The sequence below is a fragment of the Brevundimonas sp. NPDC090276 genome (genome assembly GCF_044772165.1).
Taxonomy (GTDB): domain Bacteria; phylum Pseudomonadota; class Alphaproteobacteria; order Caulobacterales; family Caulobacteraceae; genus Brevundimonas.
In genome coordinates this window covers 321,833-347,006 of the sequence record NZ_JBIVYK010000002.1, presented here as the reverse complement: position 1 = coordinate 347,006, position 25,174 = coordinate 321,833, and the positions used below count along the sequence as shown (strand labels likewise).

The window sequence follows — 25,174 nt, the reverse complement described above, 5'->3', positions numbered from 1 at the left end:
CTCAGGCTCCCCACGTGAAGATGGCGAAGGCAAGGAACGCAGCCACGCCGATCAGCATCACGAATGCATAGAAGTAGACGAAACCGGACTGGAAGCGCGACAGCCAGCCGCCCGATTTCAGCGAAGCCCAGGCCGCGCCATTGGGGCCGAGACCGTCGATGATCTTCACGTCGCCGATCTTCCAGAAGAAGTCGCCGAGCGCCTTGGCGCCCTTCACGAAGACGGCGTCATACAGCTCATCGAAGAACCACTTGTTGTAGAGGAAGGTCCACAGCGGTCCCTTGCGGTCAGCCCACTGCTTGGCGACGCCCTCCTTGAGGACGTAGATCCAGAAGGCGGCGAAGGTGCCCAGCAGGGTCACGACCAGCGGCGACCACTTCACCCAGGTCGGGACATTGTGGCTCTCGTGCAGGACGTGGTTATGGCTGCCGACGAAAATGGCGCCGCGCCAGAACTCGGCCTCATGGTGACCGATGAAGTGCGGGGCGAAGATCATGCCCGCGAAGACGGCGCCGATCGATAGCACCAGAAGCGGCAGGACCATGGGCGCCGGGCTCTCATGCGGCGACAGCGGACCATGGTGGTGGTCGTCGTGCGCATGGTCATCACCGTCCAGCGGCTCGGAGTGGGTCTCCAGCTGGGCGTGCGAGGCGTGGTCGTCGGCGGCGTGATGACCGTCGTCTTTCCACTTGGCCGTGCCGTGGAAGGTCATGAAGACCAGGCGCCACGAATAGTAAGCCGTCAGCAGGGCCGCCGAGATGCCGATGACGAAGGCGAACATACCCGCAGCCGAGTGGCCCGACGTCGCCGCCGCATAGGCGCTCTCGATGATGGAGTCCTTGGAGTAGAAGCCGGCGAAGCCGCCGACGCCGGGCAGACCCAGGCCGGTGATGGCGATGGTGCCGATCATCATGACCGCATAGGTGATGGGCAGCAGCTTCCACAGGCCGCCCATGTTCCGCATGTCCTGCTCGTGGTGCATGCCGTGGATCACCGAACCGGCGCCCAGGAACAGCAGGGCCTTGAAGAAGGCGTGCGTGAACAGGTGGAACATGGCGGGCTGATAGGCGCCGACGCCAGCGGCGAAGAACATGTAGCCCAGTTGCGAGCAGGTCGAGTAGGCGATCACGCGCTTGATGTCGTTCTGCATCATGCCGACGGTCGCGGCGAAGATGGCCGTGATGCCGCCGATGATGGCGATGAACAGCGACGCCGTCGGGGCGTGCTCATACAGCGGCGACAGCAGGCAGACCATGTAGACGCCGGCGGTGACCATGGTCGCCGCGTGGATCAGAGCCGACACAGGCGTCGGGCCTTCCATGGCGTCCGGCAGCCAGGTGTGCAGGAAGAACTGCGCCGACTTGCCCATGGCGCCGATGAAGAGCAGCAGACCCGCCAGATCCAGAGCAGACCAGGTGTAGCCCAGGAATTCCCATCCCGTACCGGCCTTGCCGGCGATCTGCGGGAACAGCTCGGCGAACTGGATCGTGCCGAACATCCAGAAGACGGTCATCATGCCGAGCAGGAAGCCGAAGTCGCCGACGCGGTTGACCACGAAGGCCTTGATGGCGGCGGCCGAGGCGGTGTCCTTCTTGTACCAGAAGCCGATCAGCAGATAGGACGCCAGACCCACGCCTTCCCAGCCGAAGAACATCTGCAGGAAGTCGGCGGCCGTCACCAGCGCCAGCATCATGAAGGTGAACAGCGACAGGTAGGCGAAGAAGCGAGGACGGCTGTCGTCCTCAGCCATGTAGCCCCAGGAATAGAGGTGAACCAGCGACGAAACCGTCGTCACCACGATGAGCATGGTGGCCGACATGGCGTCCACGCGGATCGACCAGTTCGACTGGAAGTCGCCGACGTGGATGAAGGGCGCGATGTGGACGGTGAAGGCTTCGAGCCCGCCCCATGTCCACTGGCTGAACACGATCCACGAAACCGCGCACGAGAAGAACAGCAGGCCGGTCGTGACCGACTGCGAGGCGATGTTCCCGATCCTGCGACCGAAGAAGCCAGCGATCATCGCCCCCAGAAGGGGGGCGAAGACGCCGAGAGTGACGAGAGTCTGGATAGTCACGGTTCCGATCAGCCCTTCATCACGGAGGCGTCGTCAACCGCGATATCGCCGCGGTTACGGAAGAAGGTCACCAGGATCGCCAGGCCGACGGCGGCTTCAGCCGCGGCGACGGTCAGGACGAACATGGCCATCAGCTGACCCGACACATCGTTGAGATAGGTCGAGAAGGCGACGAAGTTGATGTTCACCGCGAGCAGGATCATCTCGACCGACATCAGGATGATGATGACGTTCTTGCGGTTCACGAAGATGCCGAACACGCCGATGGTGAACAGCATGGCGGCGACCGCCAGATAGTGCTGGAGCGAGATGTCCATCACAGAAGCTCCTCGGGGGTGACGCCCTGGCCGGTGGCGACCGACTTGACCTCGACGGCCTTGGCGCGTTCGCGGTTGGCCTGTGAAGCCAGGTCCTGACGGCGAACGCCGGGGCGGTGACGCAGGGTCAGAACGATGGCGCCGATCATGGCGATCAGCAGCACGATGCCCGCAGCCTGGAAGAAGTAGACGTAGTCCGTGTAGAGCACGCGGCCGATCACCTCGACGTTCGAGGCATCAGGCCCCGCGACGACCGGCGCGACCGCGGCCTTTGCCGCCCCGCCCTGCACCACGGTGATCGACACCATGATCATCTCGGCCAGCAGGACCGCAGCGACGATCCCCGCCAACGGCAGGTAGCGGGCGTAGCCTTCGCGGAGGCGGACGAAGTCGACGTCCAGCATCATGACCACGAACAGGAACAGCACCGCCACGGCGCCGACGTAGACGACCACCAGCAGCATGGCCAGGAACTCAGCGCCCAGCAGGACAAACAGGCCGGCCGCCGAGAAGAAGGTCAGGATCAGCCAGAGGACGGAGTGCACGGGGTTGCGCGCGGTCACGACCAGAAGGCCCGAGACCACGGCGACCGTCGCCAGAAGATAAAACGCTATGCCTTGCAGCATGGGTGGGACAAAGCCCCCTTCAAAATCTTGCGCTGCGATCCCATGGCGGAATCGCGCCTCGGTTTAGCGATACGGAGCGTCGAGTTCCAGATTCTTCGCGATCAGCCGTTCCCAGCGGTCGCCGTTGTCCAGCAGTCGGGCCTTGTCATAGAGCAGTTCTTCGCGCGTCTCGGTGGCGAACTCGCTGTTCGGTCCCTCGACGATGGCGTCAACCGGGCAGGCCTCCTGGCACAGGCCGCAGTAGATGCACTTGACCATGTCGATGTCGTAGCGGGTCGTGCGGCGGCTGCCGTCAGCCCGCGGCTCGGCCTCGATGGTGATGGCCTGGGCAGGGCAGATGGCCTCGCACAGCTTGCAGGCGATGCAGCGTTCTTCACCGTTCGGATAGCGACGCAGCGCGTGTTCGCCGCGGAAGCGCGGCGACTGCGGGTTCCGCTCGAACGGATAGTTCACCGTCGCCTTCGGCTTCATCATGTACTTCATCGACAGGCCGACGGCGCCGAACACGTCGGTCAGCATCGCGCCCTTGGCCGCCTGAACGATACGGGTCAGCATTACGATTTCACTCCGGCGCACTCGCGTTCATAGCGTGCGCTTTCCTTGTCGAGGGTTCCGCAGATGCGCAGACGTTCAGCGTCTTCACGCTGAATTCGCTCCACCTTGCGCTCCCATTGATAGACCGACACCGGCTCAGCCTCATACGAGACGCAGCCGCCGGCCGCGCCCATGAGAACCAGGCCGATCAGGGCTGAGGCGCGAACGCCCATCACGCACCCACCGCGAACACGCGCCAGGCCGCCACGACCACCACGGCGATCAACGACGTCGGCAGGAAGATCTTCCAGCCCAGACGCATCAGCTGGTCGTAGCGGTAGCGCGGCACGAAGGCCTTCGTCAGCGCGATCATGAAGAACCAGAAGACGATCTTGGTCGCCAGAACCAGGAAGTAGAACAGGTTGGCCAGGAAGGTCGGCCAGCTGTCGAGGAAGTCTGTCGGGAAGCCCGGGTTCCAGCCGCCGCAGAACAGCAGGCTGATCATGGCGCACATGAAGACGATGTTGGCGTATTCGCCGATCATGAACAGCAGGTAGGGCGTCGAGGAATATTCGACCTGATAACCAGCCACCAGCTCCGACTCCGCTTCGGGAAGGTCGAAGGGCGGGCGGTTGGTCTCGGCCAGGGCCGAGATGAAGAAGACGATCGTCATCGGGATCATGACCACGATGGTCGGCAGGGTCTCGAGGCCGCCGCCGAACATGTTCCAGTTCCAGATCCACCCGTTTTGCTGGGTGACGATCTCGGTCAGGTTCATCGTCCCGGCCAGCAGGATGACGTTGATGATGACCAGGCCCATCGAGACCTCATAGGACACCATCTGCGCCGCCGAACGCAGCGAACCCAGGAACGGATACTTCGAGTTCGAAGCCCAGCCGCCCATGATGATGCCGTACACGCCCAGCGAGCTGATCGCGAGGATGTAGAGGATGCCGACGTTCAGGTCCGAGATCACCCAGCCAGGCGCGAACGGGATCACAGCCCAGGCGATGAAGGCCAGGATGAAGGTGATCAGCGGCGCGGCCAGGAAGACGACCTTGTCGGAACCCGACGGGACGACGATTTCCTTGAGCACGAACTTGAAGAAGTCGGCGAAGGACTGCAGCAGGCCGAAGGGGCCGACCACGTTGGGGCCTTTGCGCATCTGCACGCCGGCCCAGATCTTGCGGTCCGCCAGCAGCAGGAAGGCGAGCGAGATCAGGATCCCGACCGTGACGATCAGGATCCCGCCGATGGTGATCAGGGTCCAGCCGATGGGGGTGGCCCAGAAGGAGGTCGCAGCGTCCATGATTTACTCCGCCGCCAGAACGACCGGGGCAGTCCGCGCGGCGGACAGCTCGGCCATGGTTTCGCTGGCGCGCGCGATCGGGTTGGTCAGGTAGGGATCGACGATGGTCGAGACGAAGGCGACGTCGCCCAGATCGCCCTTGGCGCCCAGGGCCGCCACGTCGAACGACGCGGCCGGGGCCAGATAGTCGATGCGGCCGAAGGTCGGATGGTCGCCCATCAGCTTGGTGCGCAGTTGCTCCAGGGTGTCGAAGGGCAGCTTCTGGCCGACGCGTTCCGACAGGGCGCGGATGACGGCCCAGTCTTCCTTGGCCTCGCCCTTCGGGAAGACGACGCGTTCAGCCATCTGCACCCGGCCCTCGGTGTTCACGTACAGGCCCGACTTCTCGGTGTAGGCGGCGCCCGGCAGAATGACGTCGGCGCCGTGTGCGCCGCGGTCGCCGTGCGAACCCAGATAGACGCGGAAGGCGCCCGAAGCATCAGCATTGACCTCGTCGGCGCCCAACAGGAAGAGCACGTCCAGAGCGCCCGGCTTCAGCATGCCGGCCACGTCCAGACCGCCCTCGGCGGGGACGAAGCCCATGTCCAGACCGCCGACGCGCGCGGCGGCGGTGTGCAGGACGTTGAAGCCGTTCCAGCCGTCCTTGACCACGCCGACCTTCCTGGCCAGCGCGCCCAGGGCGTTCAGCACAGCCGCGCCGGTGTCGCCGATCAGGGCGCCCGCGCCGATGATGATCGCCGGGCGTTCAGCCTTGCTCAGGAAGTCGACGGCGGCCTTGGGCAGCTTGCCGACGGTCTTCGAGCCAGCGCCCAGGTAGTTGTAGTCATAGGTCAGGTCGACCTGTTCACCGATGACGCCGATCTCGGCGGCGCCCTTCAGCCAGGTCTTGCGGATGCGGGCGTTGAGCAGCGGCGCCTCGACGCGCGGGTTGGCGCCCACGATCAGGATGGCGTCAGCATTTTCAATGCCTTGCAGGCCGGAGTTGAACAGCCAGCCCTCGCGAGCCCCCTGCCCGATCGCGGCGCCGTCCTGGCGGCAGTCGGTGTTGGCCGAGCCCAGGGCGCGGAACAGGTCCAGCGTCGCTTTCATCGACTCGGCGTCCTGCAGGTCGCCGGCGATGACGCCGATGCGGTCGGCCGAGGCCGCCTTGATCTTCGACGCGACGGCGCTCAGTGCTTCGTCCCACGAGGCGACGCGCAGCTTGCCGTTCTCACGCACCCACGGACGGTCCAGACGACGGGCCTGCAGGCCGTCGACGGCGTAGCGCGAACGGTCCGACAGCCACTCTTCGTTGATGCCCTCGTTCACGCGCGGCAGCACGCGCATGACCTCGGCGCCGCGCGCGTCGGCGCGGATGTTCGAGCCCAGGGCGTCCATGACGTCGATGGTCTCGGTCTTCTTCAGCTCCCACGGACGATAGTGATACTGCCACGGGCGGTGCGTCAGGGCGCCCACCGGGCACAGGTCGTTGACGTTGCCTGACAGCTCACTGTCGATATTCTTTTCCAGATAGGTCGTGATCTCGGCGCTTTCGCCGCGCGAGATCATGCCGATGTCCGGCACGCCGGCCACTTCGGTGATGAAGCGAACGCAACGCGTGCACTGGATGCAGCGCGTCATGAACGTCTTGACCGTCGGGCCCATGTTCTTTTCTTCGACCGCGCGCTTGTTCTCGCCGTAGCGCGAACCGTCACGGCCGTATCCGACCGCCTGGTCCTGCAGGTCGCACTCGCCGCCCTGGTCGCAGATCGGGCAATCCAGCGGGTGGTTGATGAGCAGGAACTCCATCACCCCTTCGCGGGCCTTCTTGACCATCGGCGTGTCGGTGAAGATCTCCTGGCCGTCCATGGCGGGAAGCGCGCACGAAGCCTGCGGCTTCGGCGGTCCAGGCTTCACCTCGACCAGGCACATCCGGCAGTTGCCGGCGATGGACAGGCGCTCGTGGTAGCAGAAACGCGGGATCTCCTGGCCGGCGCGCTCTGCGACCTGCAGAACCGTCATGCCGGGTTCGAACTCGGTTTCGACGCCGTTGACCTTGGCGATAGGCATTACGATTACTCCGCCGCGATCGCGTGGCCGGCGAAGTTCGCGCGGCGGCTGCGGTAGGTGTTGATGCGGTCTTCGATCTCGTGGCGGAAGTGCCGGATCAGGCCCTGAACGGGCCAGGCGGCGGCGTCGCCGAGGGCGCAGATGGTATGGCCTTCGACCTGACCGGCCACGTCAAGCAACAGGTCGATTTCCGAAGGATCAGCGTCGCCGACGGCCATGCGTTCCAGCACGCGCCACATCCAGCCCGTGCCTTCGCGGCACGGCGTGCACTGGCCACAGCTCTCGTGCTTGAAGAAGTAGCTGATGCGGGCGATCGCCTTAACGATGTCGGTGGACTGGTCCATGACCGTCACGCCAGCGGTGCCGAGCGACGAACGCATTTCGCGCATGGAGTCGAAGTCCATCAGGACGGTTTCGGCCTGCTCGCGCGTGATCACCGGGCAGGATGCGCCGCCCGGGATGATGGCTTTCAGGTTGCTCCAGCCGCCACGAACGCCGCCGCCGTGATCCTCGATCAGCTGGCGCAGCGGGATCGACATGGCTTCTTCGATCACGCACGGCGTGTTCACGTGACCCGACAGGGACATCAGCTTGGTGCCGGTGTTGTTCGGGCGACCGAAGCTGGCGAACCAGTCCGCGCCGCGACGCAGGATGGTGCCGACCACGGCGATCGATTCCACGTTGTTCACGGTCGTCGGGCAGCCATAGAGACCGGCGCCGGCCGGGAACGGCGGCTTCAGGCGCGGCTGGCCCTTCTTGCCTTCCAGCGATTCCAGCAGGGCCGTCTCTTCGCCGCAGATATAGGCGCCGGCGCCGTGGTGGATATAGACGTCGAAGTCCCAGCCATGGACGTTGTTCTTGCCGATCAGCTTGGCCTCATAGGCCTGCTTGACGGCGGCTTCCATGCGCTCGCGCTCCAGCACGTACTCGCCGCGCAGGTAGATGTAGCAAGCATGGGCCTTCATGGCGAAAGAGGCGATCAGCGCCCCTTCGATCAGCAGGTGCGGATCATGACGCATGATCTCGCGGTCCTTGCAGGTCGCGGGCTCGGATTCATCGGCGTTGATGACCAGGTAGTGAGGACGGTCCTTCACTTCCTTGGGCATGAAGGACCACTTCAGGCCGGTCGAGAAACCGGCGCCGCCGCGTCCGCGCAGGCCCGAGTTCTTGACGTTGGTGATGATCCATTCGCCGCCAAGGTCCAGCATGTCCTTGGTGGCGTTCCACGCGCCGCGCTGCTTCGCCCCCTCCAGACCCCAGTCATGGAAGCCGTACAGGTTGGTGAAGATGCGATCCTTGTCTTCGAGGATTCCGACCATGAGCCCTTAAAGTCCTTCCGCCAGACGGCGCTTGTGGTGGCGGGTGCGCATGAAAATGGCCGTAACGACCAACGCCCAGCCGGCGGCCAGCAGGCCGTACGCGACGATCAACAGGTCTTCCGACAGCCACTTGCCGTCCTTGACCGCCAGCACCATGCCCGCGGCGACGAGGATCAACGCCAGCCCGCCCCAACGCAGGGGCCAGCCGACGCGCCGCAGTTCGGCCCGGTAAGCCGCCCTGCCCTCATCGCTGTCGAGGTTCGGTCTAGTCATCAGGCCGGAGCCTTCTCAGCCGCCGGCTTGGAGTTCGGCAACGACTTGATCTTCTTGGCGCGCGAGCCGTCGTACAGCGTTGGGTCCGTCAGGACCTTGGCGCCGCCTTCGGGCTCGGAGGTGTGACGACCGACACGCGAACCCGGCTTCGGCGACTTGCCGGCGGCGAAGTCGTCGATGATCTGGGCCATCGTCTCGGGCGTCAGGTCTTCGTAGTAGTAGTCGTTGATCTGGGCCATCGGCGCATTCGAGCAGGCGCCCAGGCACTCGACTTCCTGCCAGGTGAAGCGACCGTCGGCGGACAGAACGTCCTTGTCGCCGATCTTCTCCTTGCAGACGCGCATCACCTCATTGGCGCCGCGCAGCATGCAGGGCGTGGTGCCGCAGACCTGAATCAGGGCGACCTTACCGACCGGCTCCAGCTGGAACATGGTGTAGAAGGTCGCGACCTCGAGCACCCGAATGAAGGCCATGCCCAGCAGTTCGCCGATGGCGCGGATAGCGGGTTCCGAGACCCAGCCTTCCTGCTTCTGGACCAGCCACAGGATCGGGATCACCGCCGACTGGCGACGTGATTCCGGGTACTTCTTGATCCACCACTCGGCCTTGGCCTTCGTGTCCTTCGAAAAGGCGAAGGATTCAGGCTGTTCCTTGGCGAGGCGACGAACGCTCATCGGTCCACTTCTCCGAACACCATGTCGAGCGAGCCGAGGATGGCCGACACGTCCGCCAGCATGTGGCCCGTGTTCATCCAGTCCATCGCCTGCAGGTGACGGAAGCCGGGGGCCGACAGCTTGACGCGGTAGGGTTTGTTGGTGCCGTCCGACACCAGGTAGACGCCGAACTCGCCCTTGGGCGCTTCGACGGCCGCATAGACCTCGCCTTCCGGCGTCTTGAAGCCCTCGGTGTAGAGCTTGAAGTGGTGGATCAGCGCTTCCATCGAACGCTTCATCTCACCGCGGCGCGGCGGGGTGATCTTGTGGTCTTCAGCCAGGACCGGCTCGCCGGGGCAGTTGCGCAGCTTGTGGATGCACTGCTCCATGATGCGGATCGACTGCTTCATCTCTTCGACGCGGCAGAGGTAGCGGTCCCAGCAGTCGCCGTTCTTGCCGACGGCGATGTCGAACTCGAGGTCGGCGTAGCAGTCGTAAGGCGTGGCCTTGCGCAGGTCCCAGGCGATGTCCGAGCCGCGCAGCATGACGCCCGAGAAGCCCCAGGCCAGGGCCTCTTCCTTGGACACCACGCCGATGTCGACGTTGCGCTGCTTGAAGATGCGGTTCTCGGTGACCAGGCTCTCGATGTCCGCCAGCTTGGCCGGGAACTCGGCGCACCAGCGGCCGATGTCGTCGACCAGCTCCGGCGTCAGGTCCTGATGGACGCCGCCGGGACGGAAGTAGTTGGCGTGCAGACGGGCGCCGCAGGCGCGCTCGTAGAAGACCATCAGCTTCTCGCGCTCTTCGTGGCCCCACAGCGGCGGGGTCAGGGCGCCCACGTCCATGGCTTGCATGGTCGTGTTCAGCAGGTGGTTCAGGATGCGACCCATTTCCGAGTACAGGACCCGGATCAGTTGGCCGCGATACGGCACGTCGACTTCCAGCAGGCGCTCGATGGCCAGGCAGAAGGCGTGCTCCTGGTTCATCGGCGAGACGTAGTCCAGCCGGTCCAGGTAGGGGATGTTCTGCAGATAGGTGCGCGACTCCATCAGCTTCTCGGTGCCGCGGTGCAGCAGGCCGATGTGCGGATCGACGCGGGTCACCAGCTCGCCGTCCAGTTCCAGCACCAGACGCAGCACGCCGTGCGCGGCCGGGTGTTGCGGGCCGAAGTTGATGGTGAACTTGCGGTCGTCCATCGCCCGCGCGTGCGGGGTCAGGCCGTCTTCATAGTCCTCGAACGGGTCGATCGCCTTGGGGGCGGCCGTCGCGGGGGTGTTGTTTCCGTCAGCCATTACTTGGCTCCCGCCTTCTCGTCGCCCGGCAGGACGGTCGGATATTCAGCGCCTTCCCACGGAGAGAGGAAGTCGAAATTGCGATATTCTTGGGCCAGCTTGACCGGCTCATAGACCACGCGCTTCTGCTCTTCGTCGTAGCGGACCTCGACATAGCCCGTCATCGGGAAGTCCTTGCGCAACGGGTGCCCCTGGAAACCGTAATCGGTCAGGATGCGGCGCATGTCGGGGTGATCCGAGAAGATCATGCCGTACATGTCGAAGGCTTCGCGCTCGAACCAGCCAGCCGACGGATAGACCGACGTCACGCTGGGAACCGGCTTCACTTCGTCGGTCGAGACCTTGACGCGCACACGCGCGGCGCGGGTCAGCGACAGCAGGTGATAGACCACCTCGAACCGCTCGACACGGTCGGGGTAGTCGGCCCCGCAGGCGTCCATCAGCAACTGGAAGCCGAATTGGTCGCGCAGAGCCGTCATGACAGCGACGATATTCTCGCGCGGGGCGATCAGGGTCAGCTCGCCATAGGCGACGACGGCCTCGACACCGAGAGCCGCCACCATTTCGGTCCCCAGCGGGGTCAGGGCGGATTCGCGCTCCGCGACGCGCACCAGTTCGCTCATCGCTCGATCGTCCCCGTGCGGCGGATCTTCTTCTGCAACTGCAGGATGCCGTACAGCAGGGCCTCGGCCGTCGGCGGGCAGCCCGGGACGTAGACGTCCACCGGCACCACGCGATCGCAGCCGCGCACGACGCTGTAGCTGTAGTGGTAGTAGCCGCCGCCGTTGGCGCAGCTGCCCATCGAGATGACGTAGCGCGGGTCCGGCATCTGGTCGTAGACCTTGCGCAGGGCCGGAGCCATCTTGTTGGTCAGGGTGCCGGCGACGATCATCAGGTCCGACTGGCGCGGCGAACCGCGCGGGGCGGTGCCGAAGCGCTCCAGGTCAAAGCGAGGCATCGACAGGTGGATCATCTCCACGGCGCAGCAGGCCAGGCCAAACGACATCCACATCAGCGAACCCGTGCGGGCCCAGTTGATGACGTCGTCCAGCGAGGTTGTCAGGAAGCCCTGCTCGCCGAGCTCGGTGTTCACCGCCTCGAAGAACTTGTCGTGAATCTTGGGATCGTAGCCCTCAACGGTCGAGCGCGCAGCCGAGCCGGCGGGGACCAAGGGCGACGAAGGCGCGATTATTGCCATTCCAGCGCTCCCTTCTTCCATTCGTAGATAAAGCCGACGGTCAGGACGCCGAGGAAGACCATCATCGACCAGAAGGCGAAGACCATGCCGCCGTGCGACAGGTCGAACATCGACACCGCCCACGGGAACAGGAAGGCCACCTCCAGGTCGAAGATGATGAAGAGGATCGACACCAGATAGAACCGGACGTCGAACTTCATGCGTGCGTCGTCAAAGGCGTTGAAGCCGCACTCATAGGCCGACAGCTTCTCAGTGTCGGGGTTTTTCGGCGCCAATGCCCAGGCGGCCAGCATGAAGCCGAGCCCCAGGACGGCGGCGATCGCCAGGAAAACGACGATCGGGAGGTATTCCAGAAGAAATGCGTTCATTCGAGCTGCCTCGCCCGCCGAGGGAGGGGGCGGATTCGGGGCTTCTTAGACCCAACCTTCGGCAGGTTCAAACCCATGTCGGCAAAGGTTTTTTGTTGCGAACGGTTCGCAAGCCCGTGCGCGTTTTGCCGCAGGCCGCGCCGTTGCCAGTTGCACCGCCGATACGCGTAAATGGCGACTTTCCCATACCTCTGTAATCAAGGTCGCAGCATGAGCCTGGCAGCCCGCTTGCTGAACACCATCGAGCGCGTCGGCAATCGCCTGCCCGATCCCGTATTTCTCTTTCTGTGGCTGATCCTGGGCCTGATCGCGCTCAGCCTGGTCGGGGCCGGCCTGGGCTGGTCGGCTGTCAACCCTGTAACCGGCGACGTGCTGCAGGCGGAGAGCCTGTTGTCGCCCGCCAATCTGGAGCGGCTCTTCATCGGCATGCCGCGCACCCTGGCCGATTTCCCGCCCCTGGGGATCGTGATCACAATTATTTACGGGGCCTCGGTCGCCGAGAGAACCGGGATGTTCTCGACCGCCATTCGCGGCGCCCTGCTGAACGCGCCGCGATTCATCCTGACGCCTATCGTCGTCGTGACGGGCATGGTGTCGCACCACGCCTCTGACGCCTCCTACGTCGTGGTGATCCCCTTGGCCGCCGTCATCTTCGCCGCTGCAGGTCGTCACCCTCTGGCTGGTCTGGCCGCAGGTTTCGCCGCCGTCTCGGGCGGATATGCAGGCAACCTATTCCCCGGCGCCAGCGACGCCCTGATCCTGGGCATCACCGAACCGGCCGCCCACCTGATCGACCCCTCCTACGCCGTCAGCATCGCCGGCAACTGGTTCTTCATCGTCGGCGTCGTCTTTGTCTTCACCCCCATCGTCTGGTTCCTGACCGACCGGGTGATCGAGCCCCGCCTCGGGCCCTGGGCCCCCTCCTCCGCCGCGCCGGCCACCGCCGAGGAAAAGACGCCGCTGTCCGGCGCCGAGAAGCGCGGCCTGCTGTTCGCCGGCCTGACCATCCTGGGCATGATCGCCATCTGGACCCTGATCACCCTCCTGCCCGGCTCGCCCTTCATCGACACCGACGCCGAGCCCGAGCAGCGCTTCAACCCGCTGTATCGTTCGCTGGTCGCCTTCTTCGCCCTGACCTTCTTCGGCTCTGGTGCGGCCTTCGGCGTCGGATCCGGCTCGATCAAGTCGCACCACGACCTGGTGCGCATGATGCGCGAGGGCATCAGCCAGTTGGCCCCCTATATCGTCCTGGCCTTCTTCGCCGCCCACTTCGTGGCCATGTTCAACTGGTCGGGCCTGGGTCCGATTCTGGCGGTCAACGCCGCAGCCTCCCTGCGCGAACTGGCCTTGCCGACGCCCCTGCTGCTGATCGTCGTGGTGCTGGTGTCCTGCGTCTTCGACCTCTTCATCGGCTCGGCATCGGCCAAGTGGTCGGCCCTGGCGCCCATCGTCGTGCCCATGTTCATGCTGCTGGGCATCAGCCCCGAGATGACGACCGCCGCCTATCGCATGGGCGACAGCGTCACCAACATCGCCACCCCGCTGATGAGCTACTTCCCCCTGATCCTGACCTTCGCCCAGCGCTGGGACCCGCGCTTCGGCCTGGGCTCCCTGATGGCCACCATGCTTCCCTACGCCGGGGCCTTCCTGGTCGCGGGCCTGATCATGGTGGCGACCTGGGTGGCGCTGGACCTGCCGCTGGGGCCGGGCGTGGGCGTCCACTACGAGCCGCCCCCGCCTGCCGTGGCCTCCCACCTGCCGACAGACGGCGGAATCGCCGGTCCCGTGGCCCCGCCTCAGGCCGCCGCTGCGGCCAAGTAACGGAGGTCTCGCGGTATTTTCACTTATCCACAGGCGAGCCGCTTGACGTGCGCAGCGGCCCCGCCTAAACGACGCCCCTCGCCGCGGCGCACAGCGCTTCGGTTCGGGAAACGCGGGTGTAGCTCAGTTGGTTAGAGTGCCGGCCTGTCACGCCGGAGGTCGCGGGTTCGAGCCCCGTCACTCGCGCCATTCCTTTCAGCGAAAGGAATGGCGCACACCGCCCCCCTCTTCATTTCTATAGCTCTTTAGACGTAGCGCCTCTGCGCATGCCGACGCCGCGCCATCAGTTCAGCGGCGCGACATCCTGCGGCATGACGAACTCGGCCCGGCCGCTCAGCTCGCCATAGAGCATCGACAGGTCCTCGAAGACCCGGTTCCAGGCGAACTGCTCGACCATCTTGACCCGCGCCGCCTGGCCCAGAGCCTCGATGTCCCGCGCGAACAGGGCCTCCACGGCCTCGGCGTAATCCGCCGGGTCCGCCGAAGCGGCCAGTTGTCCTACGCTCATATCGACCGTCTCGGCCACGCCGCCGGCATTGACGCCCACGACCGGTCGCCCACAGGCCATGGCCTCCAGCACGATCAGTCCGAACGGCTCCTTGTCGTTGGCGTGGACGAAGGCGTCGCAACTGGCGATGATCCGCGCCACGGCCCTGGGGTCCTTCTCATAGGGCAAAGAGATGACGCGATCTTCCGGCGGCATCCCGGCCCCGGCGCCAACCAGCACCAGATGATAGGGCGCGCCAAGGCGCTGCACCGCGTCGATCAGAACGTCGACGTTCTTCTCCTTGGCCGGGCGACCGGCGAAGCACAGCAGGCGGGCGTCGGCGCCCAGACCCAGCTTCTTCAGCAGCCAGTCGCGATCCCGGCGATCCGGGCGGAAGGTGTCGACTTCGACGCCCAGCGGACGAATCACGATGCCGCCGACGCCGGCCTCTTCCAGGCGCCGAGCGATGAAGCGACTGGGCGAGACCACCCGGTCGAACTGCGAGAACAGCCTGGCCCAGCGCTTCTCGACCGGCTTCTTCGCCCATTCGCCGAAATGCAGCGCCGCCAGACCCGCCGGGTCCGAGTGGCAGAAGCCGACGACCGGACAGCCGGCCCTCTGGCCCGCCTCCAGCGCGCCCTGCCCCGGCGTATAGGGGTCGCCCGCCTCGATCACGGCCGGGTTCATCGACGCCACCCAGGCGCCCCAGCGCCGCACCGAACTGGGCCAGCGATAGCCGTCGCCGAAAGGCAGCTTGGCGGCATGAAGCTGGACGATGCCATCCGTCCCCGCCTTGTGCTTGGTGCCCGGCACCACCAGCGAATGCGCCACCGAGGGGCGGTTCGCCTCCAGCCAGGCCTTCTTGGAAAGCAGGTAGCGCTTCACCCCGCCTGAACGCGGCGCATACAGCATGGTGGTGTCCACCAGACGCGGGCGGGGATCAGCGGTTGAAGCCTTCAGCACCCGCAGGGTTTCGGCGACTTCCTCGTCCAGCCCGGGGAACAGCCGAAGCTCGCTCTCCTGAACGTCGATATCGTTCATGCTCATGAAGTCCGCCTCCCCGGGTGCCCCTGCGGCAACGCGACGGGCTCTGCTTTGGATGCGACGCGTACGTTTCGAACTCACCATGAATCGCCCCTAGACCCGGAGGCTACAGCGCTCAAGCTTCTTTATCGGCAAGCCGCTACTTCGGGCAAAAATGCCGATATTCAGGCGCCGTTCACTTTGGCGCTCCTACGCAGGGCCTTGCAATCGCCTCAAATTCGAGAAACTTGGGGCATGATCGCGCTGGGCCTGTTAGACGGGCGACTGGCGTCCTTGCGCGTGTGTCCACGAGGGGTTTCTAACTAATGCGTATTCTGCTCGCGACCGCCGTAGCGATCGCCCCCTTGATGGTCGCCGCCGGCGCTCACGCCGAGGAAGTGATTTCTACGGCGCGCACGACGCCGATCTCGACCTCGACCGCCAAGGCTGGCGCGCCCGACAGCATTCTTGTCGCGAACGGCGGCTCAATCGCGGTCACCAGCGGCGCAGCAATCACCATCGACTCCAGCCATGGGGTGGATCTCGATTCGGGCTCCTCCATCTCCATGGCGAAGTCGGCCAGCGGATCTACAGCGATCCTGGCCCTGGGCGACACGACCGGGCCGATCACGATCGGCGGCTCGATCTCCCTTTCGGATGACATTGACGAGTATGTCGACACGGACAAGGACGGCGACCTCGACGGTCCGTTCGCATCTGGATCGGATCGCTATGGCCTGCGCGTCACCGGCCCGGGAGCCAAAACCGGCAACATCCTGATTGAGAACACGGGTTCGATCCTTGTTGAAGGCAACAACTCTTCCGCGGTTTCGGTCGAAGCCCCCCTCGTCGGCAATCTGACCAACTTCGGCACCATCGGCGTCACTGGCACCAACAGCTACGGCATACGGACCACGGGCCCGGTGACCGGGAACGTCAACATCCTGGGATCGGTTACAGCGCGTGGCGAGGGCGCAGTAGGCGTCGCTGTAGATGGCGCTGTCGATGGACGTGTGGCCATCCAGGGCACAGTAACGTCGACCGGTTATCGCTACACGACGCGCCCGAACAACAAGCCGACCAGCGGCACTGTTCCGGAAGGCGTCACCTACCTCGAAAATCTTGACGCCGACGACCTGCTTCAGGGCGGCCCGGCCGTCCGCATCGCCGCAGACGTCTCGAAAGGCGTGCTGTTCGACGCAGCCCCCACCTACGGCGCATCCGGCGTTGACGGCGACAGTGACGGCGACGGCGTCAAAAACGGCGACGAGGACGACGACGGCGACGGCATCAAGAACCGCGACGACACCGATCGTGACGGCGACGGCCTGCTCGATGCGTCCGAGACTGCGGCCAAAATCACCAGCTATGGCGCCGCCCCCGCCGTTGTCGTCGGTTCGACCACGAACTCGGTCACCCTCGGGGTCGCAGGGACCGGCGACAACGCCTACGGCTTCATCAACCGAGGCGAAATCATCGGTCAGGGCGTCTATGACAATATCGCCCCGACCGCGTTGCAATTCGGCGTTGACGGCGGTCAGGCCGTCACGATCGCCGGCGGAGTTCGCAACGAGGGCTCGATCGCCGTTCTGGCCACCAACGCCGATGCGACCGCCATCCGCTTCGCCGCTGGCGCCACGACACCGACCTTCATCAATACCGGTATCGTCAGCGCCGCTGCGGCTTCGGAAGGCGTAAACCAGGTCTCGGGCATCAAGATCGAAGCCGGCGCCAATGTTGCGTCCATCAACAACGACGGCACGATCGCAGCGACCACCGGAGGCGGAAAGGCCAATACTGCGGCGATCTCCGACCTGAGCGGCAGCCTGACATCGATCACCAACACGCGCTCGATCCAGGCCAACGTCACCGCGAATGCAAACGGCGACCCGATCACAGGCACGGCCACGGCGATCGACGTCAGCGCCAATACGACCGGCGTCACTTTCACCCAGAAAGGCATTCCGAGCGAATCGTCCGCGACCGCGCCGGACACCGATGGAGACGGTGTCATTGACGCCCGCGAACCGTCGACCTTCGGCGCGATCCGATTGGGATCGGGCGCTGATTTCGTCGACATTCAGAACGGACTGGTCCAGGGCGATATCGATTTCGGCGCCGGAGCCGACCGCCTGTCCATCACGGGCGGCGCCGTGGTGCGCGGTGCGATCAAGAACGCGGATGGTCTGCTGGATATCGACGTGTCCAAGGGCACCCTGGACGCTCGGCAGAGCCAGGCAGTCACCGTCAGCAGCCTCAACGTCGGGTCTGAAGGCACTCTGATCGTGACCATTGACCCGGCGAATAACACCGCCGGCGGCTTCAAGGTCGATGGCGCGGCGAACATTGCAAACGGCGCGGAGCTTGGCGTCCGCTTCAATTCCCTGATCCAGGATGAGACGCGCTTCACCATCATTGACGCCGACACCCTGAACGTCGGAACGATCGATCCTGACGCTCTGCAGTCGAACTCGCCCTATGCATTCGTGGTCAAGACCGGCACGGATGTGGCCGCTGGCGACGTCTATGTCGACGCTCGCCGTCGCACGGCGGAAGAAGCCGGCATGATCGGCGTAGAATCCGCCGCCTATGACTCGATCTACGGCGCGCTCGGCCAGAACGAAGCCATCCGCAACGCCATCCTCGATCAAACAAGCCGCGACGGCTTCTTCGAGATTTACGAGCAAATGCTCCCCGATCACTCGGGCGGCCCCCTGCTCTCCCTGGCCAGCGGCGTCGACGCCGTCACCCGCGCCCTGACCGGCCGCAACGCCTCGGCCGCGCCGGGCGAGACCAGCGCATGGGTTCAGGAAATCAACTTCTACGCCGACAAGGACAAGACCGACTCCTACGGCTTCCGCTCCGAGGGCTTTGGCGTCGCCGGCGGCGTCGAGCGCGGCACCAACATGGGCGCCATCGGCCTGTCGGCCGCCTTCACCTCGTCCGACCTGGAAGATCCCGAAGCCGCGGCTGAGGAAGTCCTGTCGGCCAATCTTCTGGAGTTGGGCCTCTACTGGCGCGCCCAAGGCCAGTATTGGACGACCTGGGCGCGGGCTGCAGGCGGCTACGCCTCGTTCAACGCCACCCGCAAGCTGGTCGCCGACGGCATCAACCTGAAGAACGAGTCCGACTGGCACGGCTTCACCCTGGCCGCCGCTGGGGGCGCTTCCTACGAACGCCACTTCGGCCGCGTGAACGTCCGCCCTGAAATCTACGGCGAATACTTCTCGCTGAGCGAAGACGCCCGCACAGAACAGGGCGGCGGCGACGGCTTTGATCTCGAAATCGACGACCGTGACGGCCACATCTTCTCCGGCGTCGCCGCAGTGAACATCGGCTACGGCTTCGGTCAGAATGGCTGGATCCGCCCCGAAGTCCGCCTCGGCTGGCGCCAGAACTTCTCGGTCGACGCTGGGACCACCATCGCCCGCTTCGCCTCGGGCGGCGACGCCTTTACGCTGGACCCCGCCAGCATCGAGGGCGGCGGCCCCATTCTCGGCTTCCGCCTGAACGTCGGCAACGACCTCGGCATGCTGGCCATCACCGGGGATGCCGAACTGCTTGAGGACTACGTCCGCTACACCCTGCTGCTGCGGGCCAGCTTCAAGTTCTAATCGGGCTAGTCCCTGCTACAACTAAGAGGCCGCAGGGTTAGCCCTGCGGCCTCTTTTATGTCGACGAGGGCCTCAACCAATCTGCCCGTCAGGCCGTTGAGAGCCACGACGGTCGACACGCCGGATCGTCCGCTCTATTTGCCGAGGCGGGGTCATAGCGACAGCGACTGGACATCCCTGCCGATTTTGCGTCAGGAACACGCACCCTTTCGCTTTTGCTCGCGTTAGGTGATCGAATACGGGGGCCAGGGTGCGGACACTCGCCAAGACAATCGATCTGGTCGCTGCGTTCGACGCCTCGCCCAATCCCTACATGTTGCTGGACGCCCAACTGCGCTACGCAGGCATGAACCAGGCCTATCTGGACGTGACGCACAGGCGCCGCGAGGACCTGCTGGGCCAGCCGGTGATGCAGGAATTCAACGCCGGGCCGGGGCAGGAAGCGCCGGAAAACGCCCGCCAGCTTCTGGCTTCCTTTGAGAAGGTGCTGGCGGCAGGTCAGCCTGATCACCTCGCCGTCCTTCACTATCCCATCCCCGTACCGCAGCCCGACGGGACAACCATCTACGACGATCGCTACTGGAGTTGCACCCACACGCCGATCAAGGACGGCGAAGGGCGCGTCACCCACATCTTGCAGCACACCAGCGACATCACTGAACTGGAGCGCCTGCGCCGTCAGGTCGGCCGCCTGAGGCCCGAGGAACCGAGCTCCGCGCTGGACAGCCTGATCGGCGGCGGCATGTTCCGTCGCGCCATGAGCGTTCAGGCGGATAATCGACGCCTGGAGACCGAGCGACGCCAGTTGCTGGACATGTTCATGCAGACGCCGGGTTTCGTGGCGGTTCTGAATAGCCCCGAGCATGTGATCCAGTTGCACAACGGCGCCTATGGCCAGTTGATCGGCCATCGCGACGTGGTCGGAAAACCCATTCGCGAGGCCCTGCCTGAACTGGCCGGTCAGGGTTATTACGACTTCCTCGACGAGGTGCTGGCGACCGGCGAGCCGTTTCACGGCCGGCAAAGCCCGGTTCAACTGCAGCAGGCGCCGAACGGGCTGCTGGCGACCCGCTACCTCAACTTCATCTATCAGCCGATCCGCAACGACGCCGGCGTGATCGTGGGCGTCTTCGTTCAGGGGCACGACGTCACCGACACCGTCCTTGCCGCCGAGCGTCAGAAGCTGATGATCGACGAACTGAACCACCGGGTTAAGAACACCCTGGCCACCGTCCAGTCGATCGCCATGCAGACGGCGCGCTCGCACGAGGACCCGCGCTCCTTCGCCGAGACCTTCCAGTCGCGCATCCTGTCGCTGTCGCACACCCACGACCTGCTGACGCGCAGCCATTGGGAAGGCGCCGACCTGCGCGAGGTGTTGGAGCACGAGACCACGGCGCACGGCCTGCATCGCCTGACCCTGAATGGCCCGAACGTGGCGCTGGACCCGGCAATGGCGGTGTCCCTGGGCATGATCTTCCACGAACTCGCGACCAACGCCGCCAAGTACGGCGCCCTCTCCCCTGGCGAGGGGCGGGTGCTGGTCGACTGGTCGGTGGCGGACCAGACCAATCCGCACCTGGGCATCGTCTGGCGCGAGACCGGCGGGCCGTCCGTAGCGCTGCCGGAACGTCGAGGGTTCGGCAGCCGGCTGATCGAACGCAATGTCCGGCACGATCTGGCGGGCACGGTTCAGATGCATTATCGCGACGACGGCTTCACCGCCGAGATCACTATCCCGCTGAGTAAGGAAGCCGCATGACCAACGCGTTGCAGGGCCGTCGTGTGCTGGTGATCGAAGACGAGTCCCTGGTGGCCATGCTGCTGGAAACCATTCTGGACGACATGGGCTGCAGCGTCGTCGGGCCGGAATCCAACATCGACGACGGCTTGCGGGCCGCCACTACCGAAAGCGCTCTGGACGCCGCCCTTCTGGACGTCAACGTGGCGGGTCGCGAGGTCTTTCCTGTGGCCGAGGCGCTGAAGGCGCGCGGCGTGCCCTTCGTCTTCTCGACCGGCTATGGCGAGGCGGGCTTGCCGGAACACTGGCGTGGAAACCCGACCATACAGAAGCCCTTCACCGAGGCCGCCATCCGCGACGCCCTGATGAAGGCCATGAACATCAGCCTGGGCTGATGTCCTTCAAGACGGCGCGGGCGGCATTATGCCCCGGCGCGCCTGTCACACCGCCGCCCGGGTGGGCCCCCGAACCGCACAGGTAGAGGCCCGGAACCGGCATCCGGTGATCGGCGTGGCCCAGCACCGGCCGGGCGCTGAACAGCTGATCCAGCGTCAGCTTGCCATGGAAGATGTCGCCGCCGATCAGGCCGAAGCGCCGCTCCAGATCGCGCGGGCCTAGCGCTAGCCGCCCGACCACCGAGGCCTTGAAGCCCGGCGCATGGGCCTCGACCGTCTCAATCATCAGGTCGGCCACAGTATCGCGATGCTCGTCCGCCAGATCCGGCGAGACGTGCTGACAGAACAGGCTGGCGACGTGCCGGCCATGCGGCGCCAGGCTGTCGTCCAGGGTCGAGGGGATCAGCATCTCAACGATGGGCTTTGACGACCAGCCGTTCAGGCGCGCCTCGGCATGGGCGCGGTCCATATAGGCCAGGGTCGGCGCGATGATGATGCCCGCAGTCAGGTGATCGCCCGCGCCCGGCAGGGCGGTGAAGCGCGGCAGTTCGGACAGGGCGACGTTCATGCGGAAAGTGCCCGAACCCGAAGCGTAGCGGCTCATCCTTTCGGTGAAGTCCGCCGGGACCACCGCGGGATCGACCAGGCGGTCAAACAACAGGCGCGGGTGCAGGTTGGAAACCACAGCGCGGGCGCGGACCACATCGCCCGCCTCGGTCACAGCGCCGACCGCCCTGCCACGCTCGGTCAGCACCTCGGAGACAGGGGTATCGAGGCGGATGTCGACGCCCTGTTCGACGCAGGCGGCGGCCATGGCCTGGGTGATGGCCCCCATGCCGCCGATGGCGTGGCCCCAGGCCCCCTTCTTGCCGTTCACCTCTCCGAAGACGTGGTGCAGCAGGACATAGGCCGAGCCGGGGGTATAGGGGCTGGCGTAGTTGCCGACGACGCTGTCGAAGCCGAACAGGGCCTTGATCGGATCGCTCTCGAACCAGCCGTCCAGCCAGTCGCCCGCCGATTTGGCGAACAGGTCCAACACGTCGCGTTGCGCCGCCAGACCCAGCCCCAAGACCCGCCGCCCCAGCGACGCCGCCTTCAGCATCTCCGGCAGGGCCGCCAGCCAGCCACCCTCGACCGCGTTCGGCGGCGTGGTCAGGATCAGGTCGCGCAGGATGGCTGCGACCGTCTCCAGCCGCGCCTCATACTCGGGCAGGCGATCAGCGTCGCGGGTCGAGAACTTGGCCACCTCGGCCTGGGTCCGGCCCTCGCCGGTCAGCAGGTAGCGCCCGTCGTCGAAGGGCAGGAAGTTGGCCGCGCGGCGCTCGACCACCCGCAGGCCGTGACGGGCCAGCTCCATGTCGGCGATGACGCGCGGGTTCAGCAGGCTGACAGTGTAGCTGGCGGTCGAATTGCGGAACCCGGGATGGAACTCCTCCGTCACCGCCGCGCCGCCGACAACGCCGCGCCGCTCCAGCACCGTCACCTTCAGCCCGGCGCGCGCCAGATAGAAGGCGCAGACCAGCCCGTTATGCCCGCCGCCCAGGATGACGATGTCCGTATTCGATTGCGCCATGCCGCCCCTCCGCAGAGCGAGGCTAGCACCGGAAATCCGCGGCGTCAGGCCGCCGAGAACAGCCCCATGACACCTCTGACGATCAGATAGAGGTGGCCGGCCGCAGCGGCGGCGCTCAGCAGGGTCAGGGCGAGGATCATGCCCCGGGGCGTGGACTGTTCAGGGCTACGCAGCATCACCGGGGTCTCCGCCTTGGATCACCCGGTAATACAACCGTTGAAATCGTTAACGCAACCTTAAGTTATCAAGCTGCCCGACCCGCCAGATAGCGCCGATGCAGCAGGGGCGCGCCCAGCCAGTAGCAGAGCTCGGCCGGGCGGGCGATGTCCCAGACGGCGAGGTCGGCGGCCTTGCCGGGCTCGATCGTGCCGACCTCGTCCTGCAACCCCAGGGCGCTAGCGGCGTCGCGGGTGGCGCCGGCGATGGCTTCTTCCGGGGTCAGGCGGAACTGGACGCAGGCCAGGTTCAGCGCCGCCGTCATCGAGGCGACGGGCGAGGTGCCGGGGTTGCAGTCGGTGGCCACCGCCATGCGGACGCCGTGCTGGCGCAGCAGATCGACGGGCGGCGCCTTGGTCTCGCGCAGCATCAGGAAGGCGCCGGGCAGCAGGACCGCGACCACGCCCGCCTCGGCCATGGCCTGCACGCCCGGCTCGGTCGTGTGCTCGATGTGGTCGGCGGACAGGGCGTGATAACGGGCGGCCAGGGCCGCGCCGCCGCCGTCCGACAACTGGTCGGCGTGCAGCTTGACCGGCAGGCCCAGAGCCTCGGCCTTGTCGAACAGGCGGGCGACCTCGTCCGTGGTGAAGGCGATGGGCTCGCAATAGGCGTCCACGGCGTCGACCAGACCCTCGGCATGGGCGGCGGGCAGGATTTGATCCACAGCATTGTCCACATAGGCGGCGCGGTCGGCTTTGTGTTCCAGCGGAACGGCGTGCAGGCCAAGATAGGAGGTGCGGACCCGCATCCCGGCCTCACGGCCGATGCGGCGGGCGACGCGCAGCATCTTCAGCTCGCTATCGTGGTCCAGGCCATAGCCAGACTTGATCTCAAGCGTGGTCACGCCGGTGGCCTTCAGCCCCTCCAGACGCTTGCAGGCCGAGGCGTAGAGCTCGTCCTCGCTGGCCTCGCGCGTCGCCTTGACCGAGGAGACGATGCCGCCCCCGGCGCGGGCAATCTCTTCATAGGTCGCGCCCTCCAGCCGCCGCTCAAACTCGCCCGAGCGGTCGCCGCCGAAGACCAGATGGGTGTGGCAGTCGATCAGACCCGGCGTGACCCAGCGGCTCTCCAGACGGTCAGTTTCCACAGCCTTGTGCACAGGCAGGTCGGCGCGCGGCCCGACCCAGGCGATGCGCCCGTCCTTGATCAGGATGGCGGCGTCCTCAATCGCGCCATAGGGGGCGCCGCCCTCGGTCATGGCGGCGACGTGGCAGTCGGTGATGAGACGGTCAGCGAGGATCATCAGTTTTCTCCGCTCATCCCCGCGGAGGCGGGGACCCAGTTCTGTCCAGCGAGTCGCAGAGGTTTCAGGATAGTCGAACGCACAATCTCAATGGCTGCGCCTGCAAGCCAAAGCACTGGGTCCCCGCCTCCGCGGGGATGAGCGGAAAGGGAGATCATCGCGCGGCGACTCCGCTGAGGATTTCGCAGAACCAGCGCCCGGCGGTCAGGGAGCCGAGGTCGCCGATTTCCAGCGACGGGTCGTATTCGGTCAGGTCGACGGCGCGGACCTTGGGGCAGGCGCCGATGGCTCGGGCGGCGTCGAAGAAGTCGTGGACCGAGACCCCGCCGGGGCGGGCGCCGGGGCTGGCGGGCCACTGGCTGCGGTCGATGACGTCGATGTCGAAGTCGACGTAGATGACCTCGCACAGGGACGACAGGCGCTCCAGTTCCTCGACCACCACGGTGGCCAGACCCCGCTGGCGGCACTCGCGGGCGGTGCGGACGCTGATGCCGGCGGCCTCAGCCTTTTCATGGGCGCGGCGGGTGTTGGCGAAGGGGGCGAGACCCACCTGGCTGATGCGACGGCCGTCCATGCCGTCATCCAGCAGGGCCTGAATCGGATTGCCGTTGGTCAGGCCCTGATCCGTGTCGCGCAGGTCGAAATGGGCGTCCAGCGTCAGGACGCCGACGCGGTCGAGGCCCAGGGCGTGAACGCCGGGCCGGGTGATGGCGTTGTTGCCGCCGACAAGGATTGTCAGGGCGCGGTGGGCCTGAGCCGCCACAGCGTCGCGCACGGGCTCAAAGGCGTCAAAGGGCGAGACGGCCTTCAGCGCCACGTCGCCAGCGTCATGGACCTTGATCTCCAGTTCCAGCCCCGTCTCGACGTCATAGGTGGACAGGCGCGGCAGGACGGCGCGCAGGGTCCTGGGGCCGAGGTCGCAGCGGCCCGGCGTCAGCGACCGCTCGTTCAGCGGCGCGCCGATCAGGGCGACGGGGGCATCGGGATGGTTCCCCACCAGATCGCCGACAGAGCGCCATCCCAGGGCTTCAGACGGTTGGCTCATC

At 65.7% G+C, this 25,174-nt stretch carries 23 protein-coding genes and 1 tRNA gene; 5 read left to right on the top strand and 19 right to left on the bottom strand.

Features of this window, described 5'->3' with window-relative positions; all coding sequences use genetic code 11:
- Position 1: 1 nt before the first annotated feature.
- The 14 genes from nuoL to ACIQTU_RS07385 form a co-directional block, all read right to left on the bottom strand.
- A complete protein-coding gene (gene nuoL / locus ACIQTU_RS07450; protein ID WP_400547062.1) occupies positions 2-2,071 on the bottom strand; it encodes an NADH-quinone oxidoreductase subunit L in 2,070 nt (689 codons plus the stop codon).
- Positions 2,072-2,085: 14 nt separating this feature from the next.
- Positions 2,086-2,394 (bottom strand): NADH-quinone oxidoreductase subunit NuoK, encoded by a 309-nt coding sequence (gene nuoK / locus ACIQTU_RS07445; RefSeq protein ID WP_400544640.1) that lies wholly within the window; start codon positions 2,392-2,394, stop codon positions 2,086-2,088.
- Positions 2,394-3,020: an NADH-quinone oxidoreductase subunit J gene (locus tag ACIQTU_RS07440; protein WP_400544637.1), complete on the bottom strand. Its 627-nt coding sequence runs from the start codon at positions 3,018-3,020 to the stop codon at positions 2,394-2,396. Before ACIQTU_RS07440 ends, nuoK begins: the two co-directional genes overlap by 1 nt.
- Before the next feature lie 63 nt (positions 3,021-3,083).
- Positions 3,084-3,575 carry an NADH-quinone oxidoreductase subunit NuoI gene (nuoI, locus tag ACIQTU_RS07435; RefSeq protein ID WP_040345161.1) on the bottom strand — a complete coding sequence of 164 codons (492 nt, stop codon included), beginning with the start codon at positions 3,573-3,575 and terminating at the stop codon, positions 3,084-3,086.
- Complete coding sequence (locus ACIQTU_RS07430) at positions 3,575-3,787, bottom strand: hypothetical protein (protein WP_400544632.1); 213 nt, start codon at positions 3,785-3,787, stop codon at positions 3,575-3,577. Before ACIQTU_RS07430 ends, nuoI begins: the two co-directional genes overlap by 1 nt.
- Positions 3,787-4,863: an NADH-quinone oxidoreductase subunit NuoH gene (nuoH, locus tag ACIQTU_RS07425; protein ID WP_400544629.1), complete on the bottom strand. Its 1,077-nt coding sequence runs from the start codon at positions 4,861-4,863 to the stop codon at positions 3,787-3,789. Before nuoH ends, ACIQTU_RS07430 begins: the two co-directional genes overlap by 1 nt.
- A 3-nt stretch (positions 4,864-4,866) precedes the next feature.
- Complete coding sequence (gene nuoG, locus ACIQTU_RS07420) at positions 4,867-6,912, bottom strand: NADH-quinone oxidoreductase subunit NuoG (RefSeq protein WP_400544626.1); 2,046 nt, start codon at positions 6,910-6,912, stop codon at positions 4,867-4,869.
- A 5-nt stretch (positions 6,913-6,917) separates the two neighbouring features.
- Positions 6,918-8,231 (bottom strand): NADH-quinone oxidoreductase subunit NuoF, encoded by a 1,314-nt coding sequence (gene nuoF, locus ACIQTU_RS07415; protein WP_400544623.1) that lies wholly within the window; start codon positions 8,229-8,231, stop codon positions 6,918-6,920.
- 6 nt (positions 8,232-8,237) lie between these two features.
- Complete coding sequence (locus ACIQTU_RS07410) at positions 8,238-8,504, bottom strand: hypothetical protein (RefSeq protein WP_114816318.1); 267 nt, start codon at positions 8,502-8,504, stop codon at positions 8,238-8,240.
- Positions 8,504-9,178 carry an NADH-quinone oxidoreductase subunit NuoE gene (gene nuoE / locus ACIQTU_RS07405; protein WP_400544619.1) on the bottom strand — a complete coding sequence of 225 codons (675 nt, stop codon included), beginning with the start codon at positions 9,176-9,178 and terminating at the stop codon, positions 8,504-8,506. The genes ACIQTU_RS07410 and nuoE overlap by 1 nt, the downstream gene beginning before the upstream one ends.
- A complete protein-coding gene (locus ACIQTU_RS07400; protein ID WP_400547059.1) occupies positions 9,175-10,353 on the bottom strand; it encodes an NADH-quinone oxidoreductase subunit D in 1,179 nt (392 codons plus the stop codon). The genes nuoE and ACIQTU_RS07400 overlap by 4 nt, the downstream gene beginning before the upstream one ends.
- A 95-nt stretch (positions 10,354-10,448) precedes the next feature.
- The gene (locus tag ACIQTU_RS07395) at positions 10,449-11,072 is read right to left on the bottom strand and encodes an NADH-quinone oxidoreductase subunit C (RefSeq protein ID WP_400544616.1); all 624 of its coding nucleotides are present in this window, start codon (positions 11,070-11,072) and stop codon (positions 10,449-10,451) included.
- Positions 11,069-11,668 carry a NuoB/complex I 20 kDa subunit family protein gene (locus tag ACIQTU_RS07390; protein WP_400544613.1) on the bottom strand — a complete coding sequence of 200 codons (600 nt, stop codon included), beginning with the start codon at positions 11,666-11,668 and terminating at the stop codon, positions 11,069-11,071. Before ACIQTU_RS07390 ends, ACIQTU_RS07395 begins: the two co-directional genes overlap by 4 nt.
- Positions 11,638-12,015 carry an NADH-quinone oxidoreductase subunit A gene (locus tag ACIQTU_RS07385; RefSeq protein WP_400544610.1) on the bottom strand — a complete coding sequence of 126 codons (378 nt, stop codon included), beginning with the start codon at positions 12,013-12,015 and terminating at the stop codon, positions 11,638-11,640. Before ACIQTU_RS07385 ends, ACIQTU_RS07390 begins: the two co-directional genes overlap by 31 nt.
- A gap of 210 nt (positions 12,016-12,225) precedes the next feature.
- Here ACIQTU_RS07385 and ACIQTU_RS07380 point away from each other — a divergent pair, with 210 nt between their 5' ends.
- Together ACIQTU_RS07380 and ACIQTU_RS07375 are read left to right on the top strand one after the other, a co-directional pair.
- The gene (locus ACIQTU_RS07380) at positions 12,226-13,836 is read left to right on the top strand and encodes an AbgT family transporter (protein WP_400544607.1); all 1,611 of its coding nucleotides are present in this window, start codon (positions 12,226-12,228) and stop codon (positions 13,834-13,836) included.
- Between the two features lie 112 nt (positions 13,837-13,948).
- Positions 13,949-14,025: transfer RNA gene (locus ACIQTU_RS07375), tRNA-Asp, on the top strand.
- A gap of 94 nt (positions 14,026-14,119) precedes the next feature.
- Here the strand turns inward: ACIQTU_RS07375 and ACIQTU_RS07370 are convergent.
- Complete coding sequence (locus ACIQTU_RS07370) at positions 14,120-15,370, bottom strand: glycosyltransferase (protein ID WP_400544604.1); 1,251 nt, start codon at positions 15,368-15,370, stop codon at positions 14,120-14,122.
- Positions 15,371-15,672: 302 nt separating this feature from the next.
- Here ACIQTU_RS07370 and ACIQTU_RS07365 point away from each other — a divergent pair, with 302 nt between their 5' ends.
- The 3 genes from ACIQTU_RS07365 (at position 15,673) to ACIQTU_RS07355 (ending at position 21,096) form a co-directional block, all read left to right on the top strand.
- A complete protein-coding gene (locus tag ACIQTU_RS07365) occupies positions 15,673-18,960 on the top strand; it encodes an autotransporter domain-containing protein (protein ID WP_400544601.1) in 3,288 nt (1,095 codons plus the stop codon).
- 250 nt (positions 18,961-19,210) lie between these two features.
- Entirely contained in the window at positions 19,211-20,722 is a 1,512-nt protein-coding gene (locus ACIQTU_RS07360) for an HWE histidine kinase domain-containing protein (protein ID WP_400544598.1), read from the top strand.
- The gene (locus tag ACIQTU_RS07355) at positions 20,719-21,096 is read left to right on the top strand and encodes a response regulator (RefSeq protein WP_400544595.1); all 378 of its coding nucleotides are present in this window, start codon (positions 20,719-20,721) and stop codon (positions 21,094-21,096) included. Before ACIQTU_RS07360 ends, ACIQTU_RS07355 begins: the two co-directional genes overlap by 4 nt.
- Here the strand turns inward: ACIQTU_RS07355 and ACIQTU_RS07350 are convergent.
- From ACIQTU_RS07350 to ACIQTU_RS07335, 4 genes are all read right to left on the bottom strand, one after another.
- Entirely contained in the window at positions 21,083-22,669 is a 1,587-nt protein-coding gene (locus ACIQTU_RS07350; protein WP_400544592.1) for a phytoene desaturase family protein, read from the bottom strand. The genes ACIQTU_RS07355 and ACIQTU_RS07350 overlap by 14 nt on opposite strands.
- A gap of 44 nt (positions 22,670-22,713) precedes the next feature.
- Entirely contained in the window at positions 22,714-22,845 is a 132-nt protein-coding gene (locus ACIQTU_RS07345; protein ID WP_400544589.1) for a hypothetical protein, read from the bottom strand.
- A gap of 68 nt (positions 22,846-22,913) precedes the next feature.
- Positions 22,914-24,125, bottom strand: coding sequence for an imidazolonepropionase (hutI, locus tag ACIQTU_RS07340; protein ID WP_400547056.1), 1,212 nt, complete (start codon positions 24,123-24,125; stop codon positions 22,914-22,916).
- A 157-nt stretch (positions 24,126-24,282) separates the two neighbouring features.
- Entirely contained in the window at positions 24,283-25,173 is an 891-nt protein-coding gene (locus ACIQTU_RS07335; protein WP_400544586.1) for an agmatinase family protein, read from the bottom strand.
- Position 25,174: the final 1 nt, after the last annotated feature.

What these genes read in the sequence shown, in the direction of transcription:
- nuoK (WP_400544640.1), bottom strand. Translation starts at nt 2,394, where the DNA reads ATGGACATCTCGCTCCAGCACTATCTGGCGGTCGCCGCCATGCTGTTC.
- ACIQTU_RS07440 (WP_400544637.1), bottom strand. Translation starts at nt 3,020, where the DNA reads ATGCTGCAAGGCATAGCGTTTTATCTTCTGGCGACGGTCGCCGTGGTC.
- nuoI (WP_040345161.1), bottom strand. Translation starts at nt 3,575, where the DNA reads ATGCTGACCCGTATCGTTCAGGCGGCCAAGGGCGCGATGCTGACCGAC.
- ACIQTU_RS07430 (WP_400544632.1), bottom strand. Translation starts at nt 3,787, where the DNA reads ATGGGCGTTCGCGCCTCAGCCCTGATCGGCCTGGTTCTCATGGGCGCG.
- nuoH (WP_400544629.1), bottom strand. Translation starts at nt 4,863, where the DNA reads ATGGACGCTGCGACCTCCTTCTGGGCCACCCCCATCGGCTGGACCCTG.
- nuoG (WP_400544626.1), bottom strand. Translation starts at nt 6,912, where the DNA reads ATGCCTATCGCCAAGGTCAACGGCGTCGAAACCGAGTTCGAACCCGGC.
- nuoF (WP_400544623.1), bottom strand. Translation starts at nt 8,231, where the DNA reads ATGGTCGGAATCCTCGAAGACAAGGATCGCATCTTCACCAACCTGTAC.
- ACIQTU_RS07410 (WP_114816318.1), bottom strand. Translation starts at nt 8,504, where the DNA reads ATGACTAGACCGAACCTCGACAGCGATGAGGGCAGGGCGGCTTACCGG.
- nuoE (WP_400544619.1), bottom strand. Translation starts at nt 9,178, where the DNA reads ATGAGCGTTCGTCGCCTCGCCAAGGAACAGCCTGAATCCTTCGCCTTT.
- ACIQTU_RS07400 (WP_400547059.1), bottom strand. Translation starts at nt 10,353, where the DNA reads ATGGACGACCGCAAGTTCACCATCAACTTCGGCCCGCAACACCCGGCC.
- ACIQTU_RS07395 (WP_400544616.1), bottom strand. Translation starts at nt 11,072, where the DNA reads ATGAGCGAACTGGTGCGCGTCGCGGAGCGCGAATCCGCCCTGACCCCG.
- ACIQTU_RS07390 (WP_400544613.1), bottom strand. Translation starts at nt 11,668, where the DNA reads ATGGAAGAAGGGAGCGCTGGAATGGCAATAATCGCGCCTTCGTCGCCC.
- ACIQTU_RS07385 (WP_400544610.1), bottom strand. Translation starts at nt 12,015, where the DNA reads ATGAACGCATTTCTTCTGGAATACCTCCCGATCGTCGTTTTCCTGGCG.
- ACIQTU_RS07380 (WP_400544607.1), top strand. Translation starts at nt 12,226, where the DNA reads ATGAGCCTGGCAGCCCGCTTGCTGAACACCATCGAGCGCGTCGGCAAT.
- ACIQTU_RS07370 (WP_400544604.1), bottom strand. Translation starts at nt 15,370, where the DNA reads ATGAGCATGAACGATATCGACGTTCAGGAGAGCGAGCTTCGGCTGTTC.
- ACIQTU_RS07365 (WP_400544601.1), top strand. Translation starts at nt 15,673, where the DNA reads ATGCGTATTCTGCTCGCGACCGCCGTAGCGATCGCCCCCTTGATGGTC.
- ACIQTU_RS07355 (WP_400544595.1), top strand. Translation starts at nt 20,719, where the DNA reads ATGACCAACGCGTTGCAGGGCCGTCGTGTGCTGGTGATCGAAGACGAG.
- ACIQTU_RS07350 (WP_400544592.1), bottom strand. Translation starts at nt 22,669, where the DNA reads ATGGCGCAATCGAATACGGACATCGTCATCCTGGGCGGCGGGCATAAC.
- ACIQTU_RS07345 (WP_400544589.1), bottom strand. Translation starts at nt 22,845, where the DNA reads ATGCTGCGTAGCCCTGAACAGTCCACGCCCCGGGGCATGATCCTCGCC.
- ACIQTU_RS07335 (WP_400544586.1), bottom strand. Translation starts at nt 25,173, where the DNA reads ATGAGCCAACCGTCTGAAGCCCTGGGATGGCGCTCTGTCGGCGATCTG.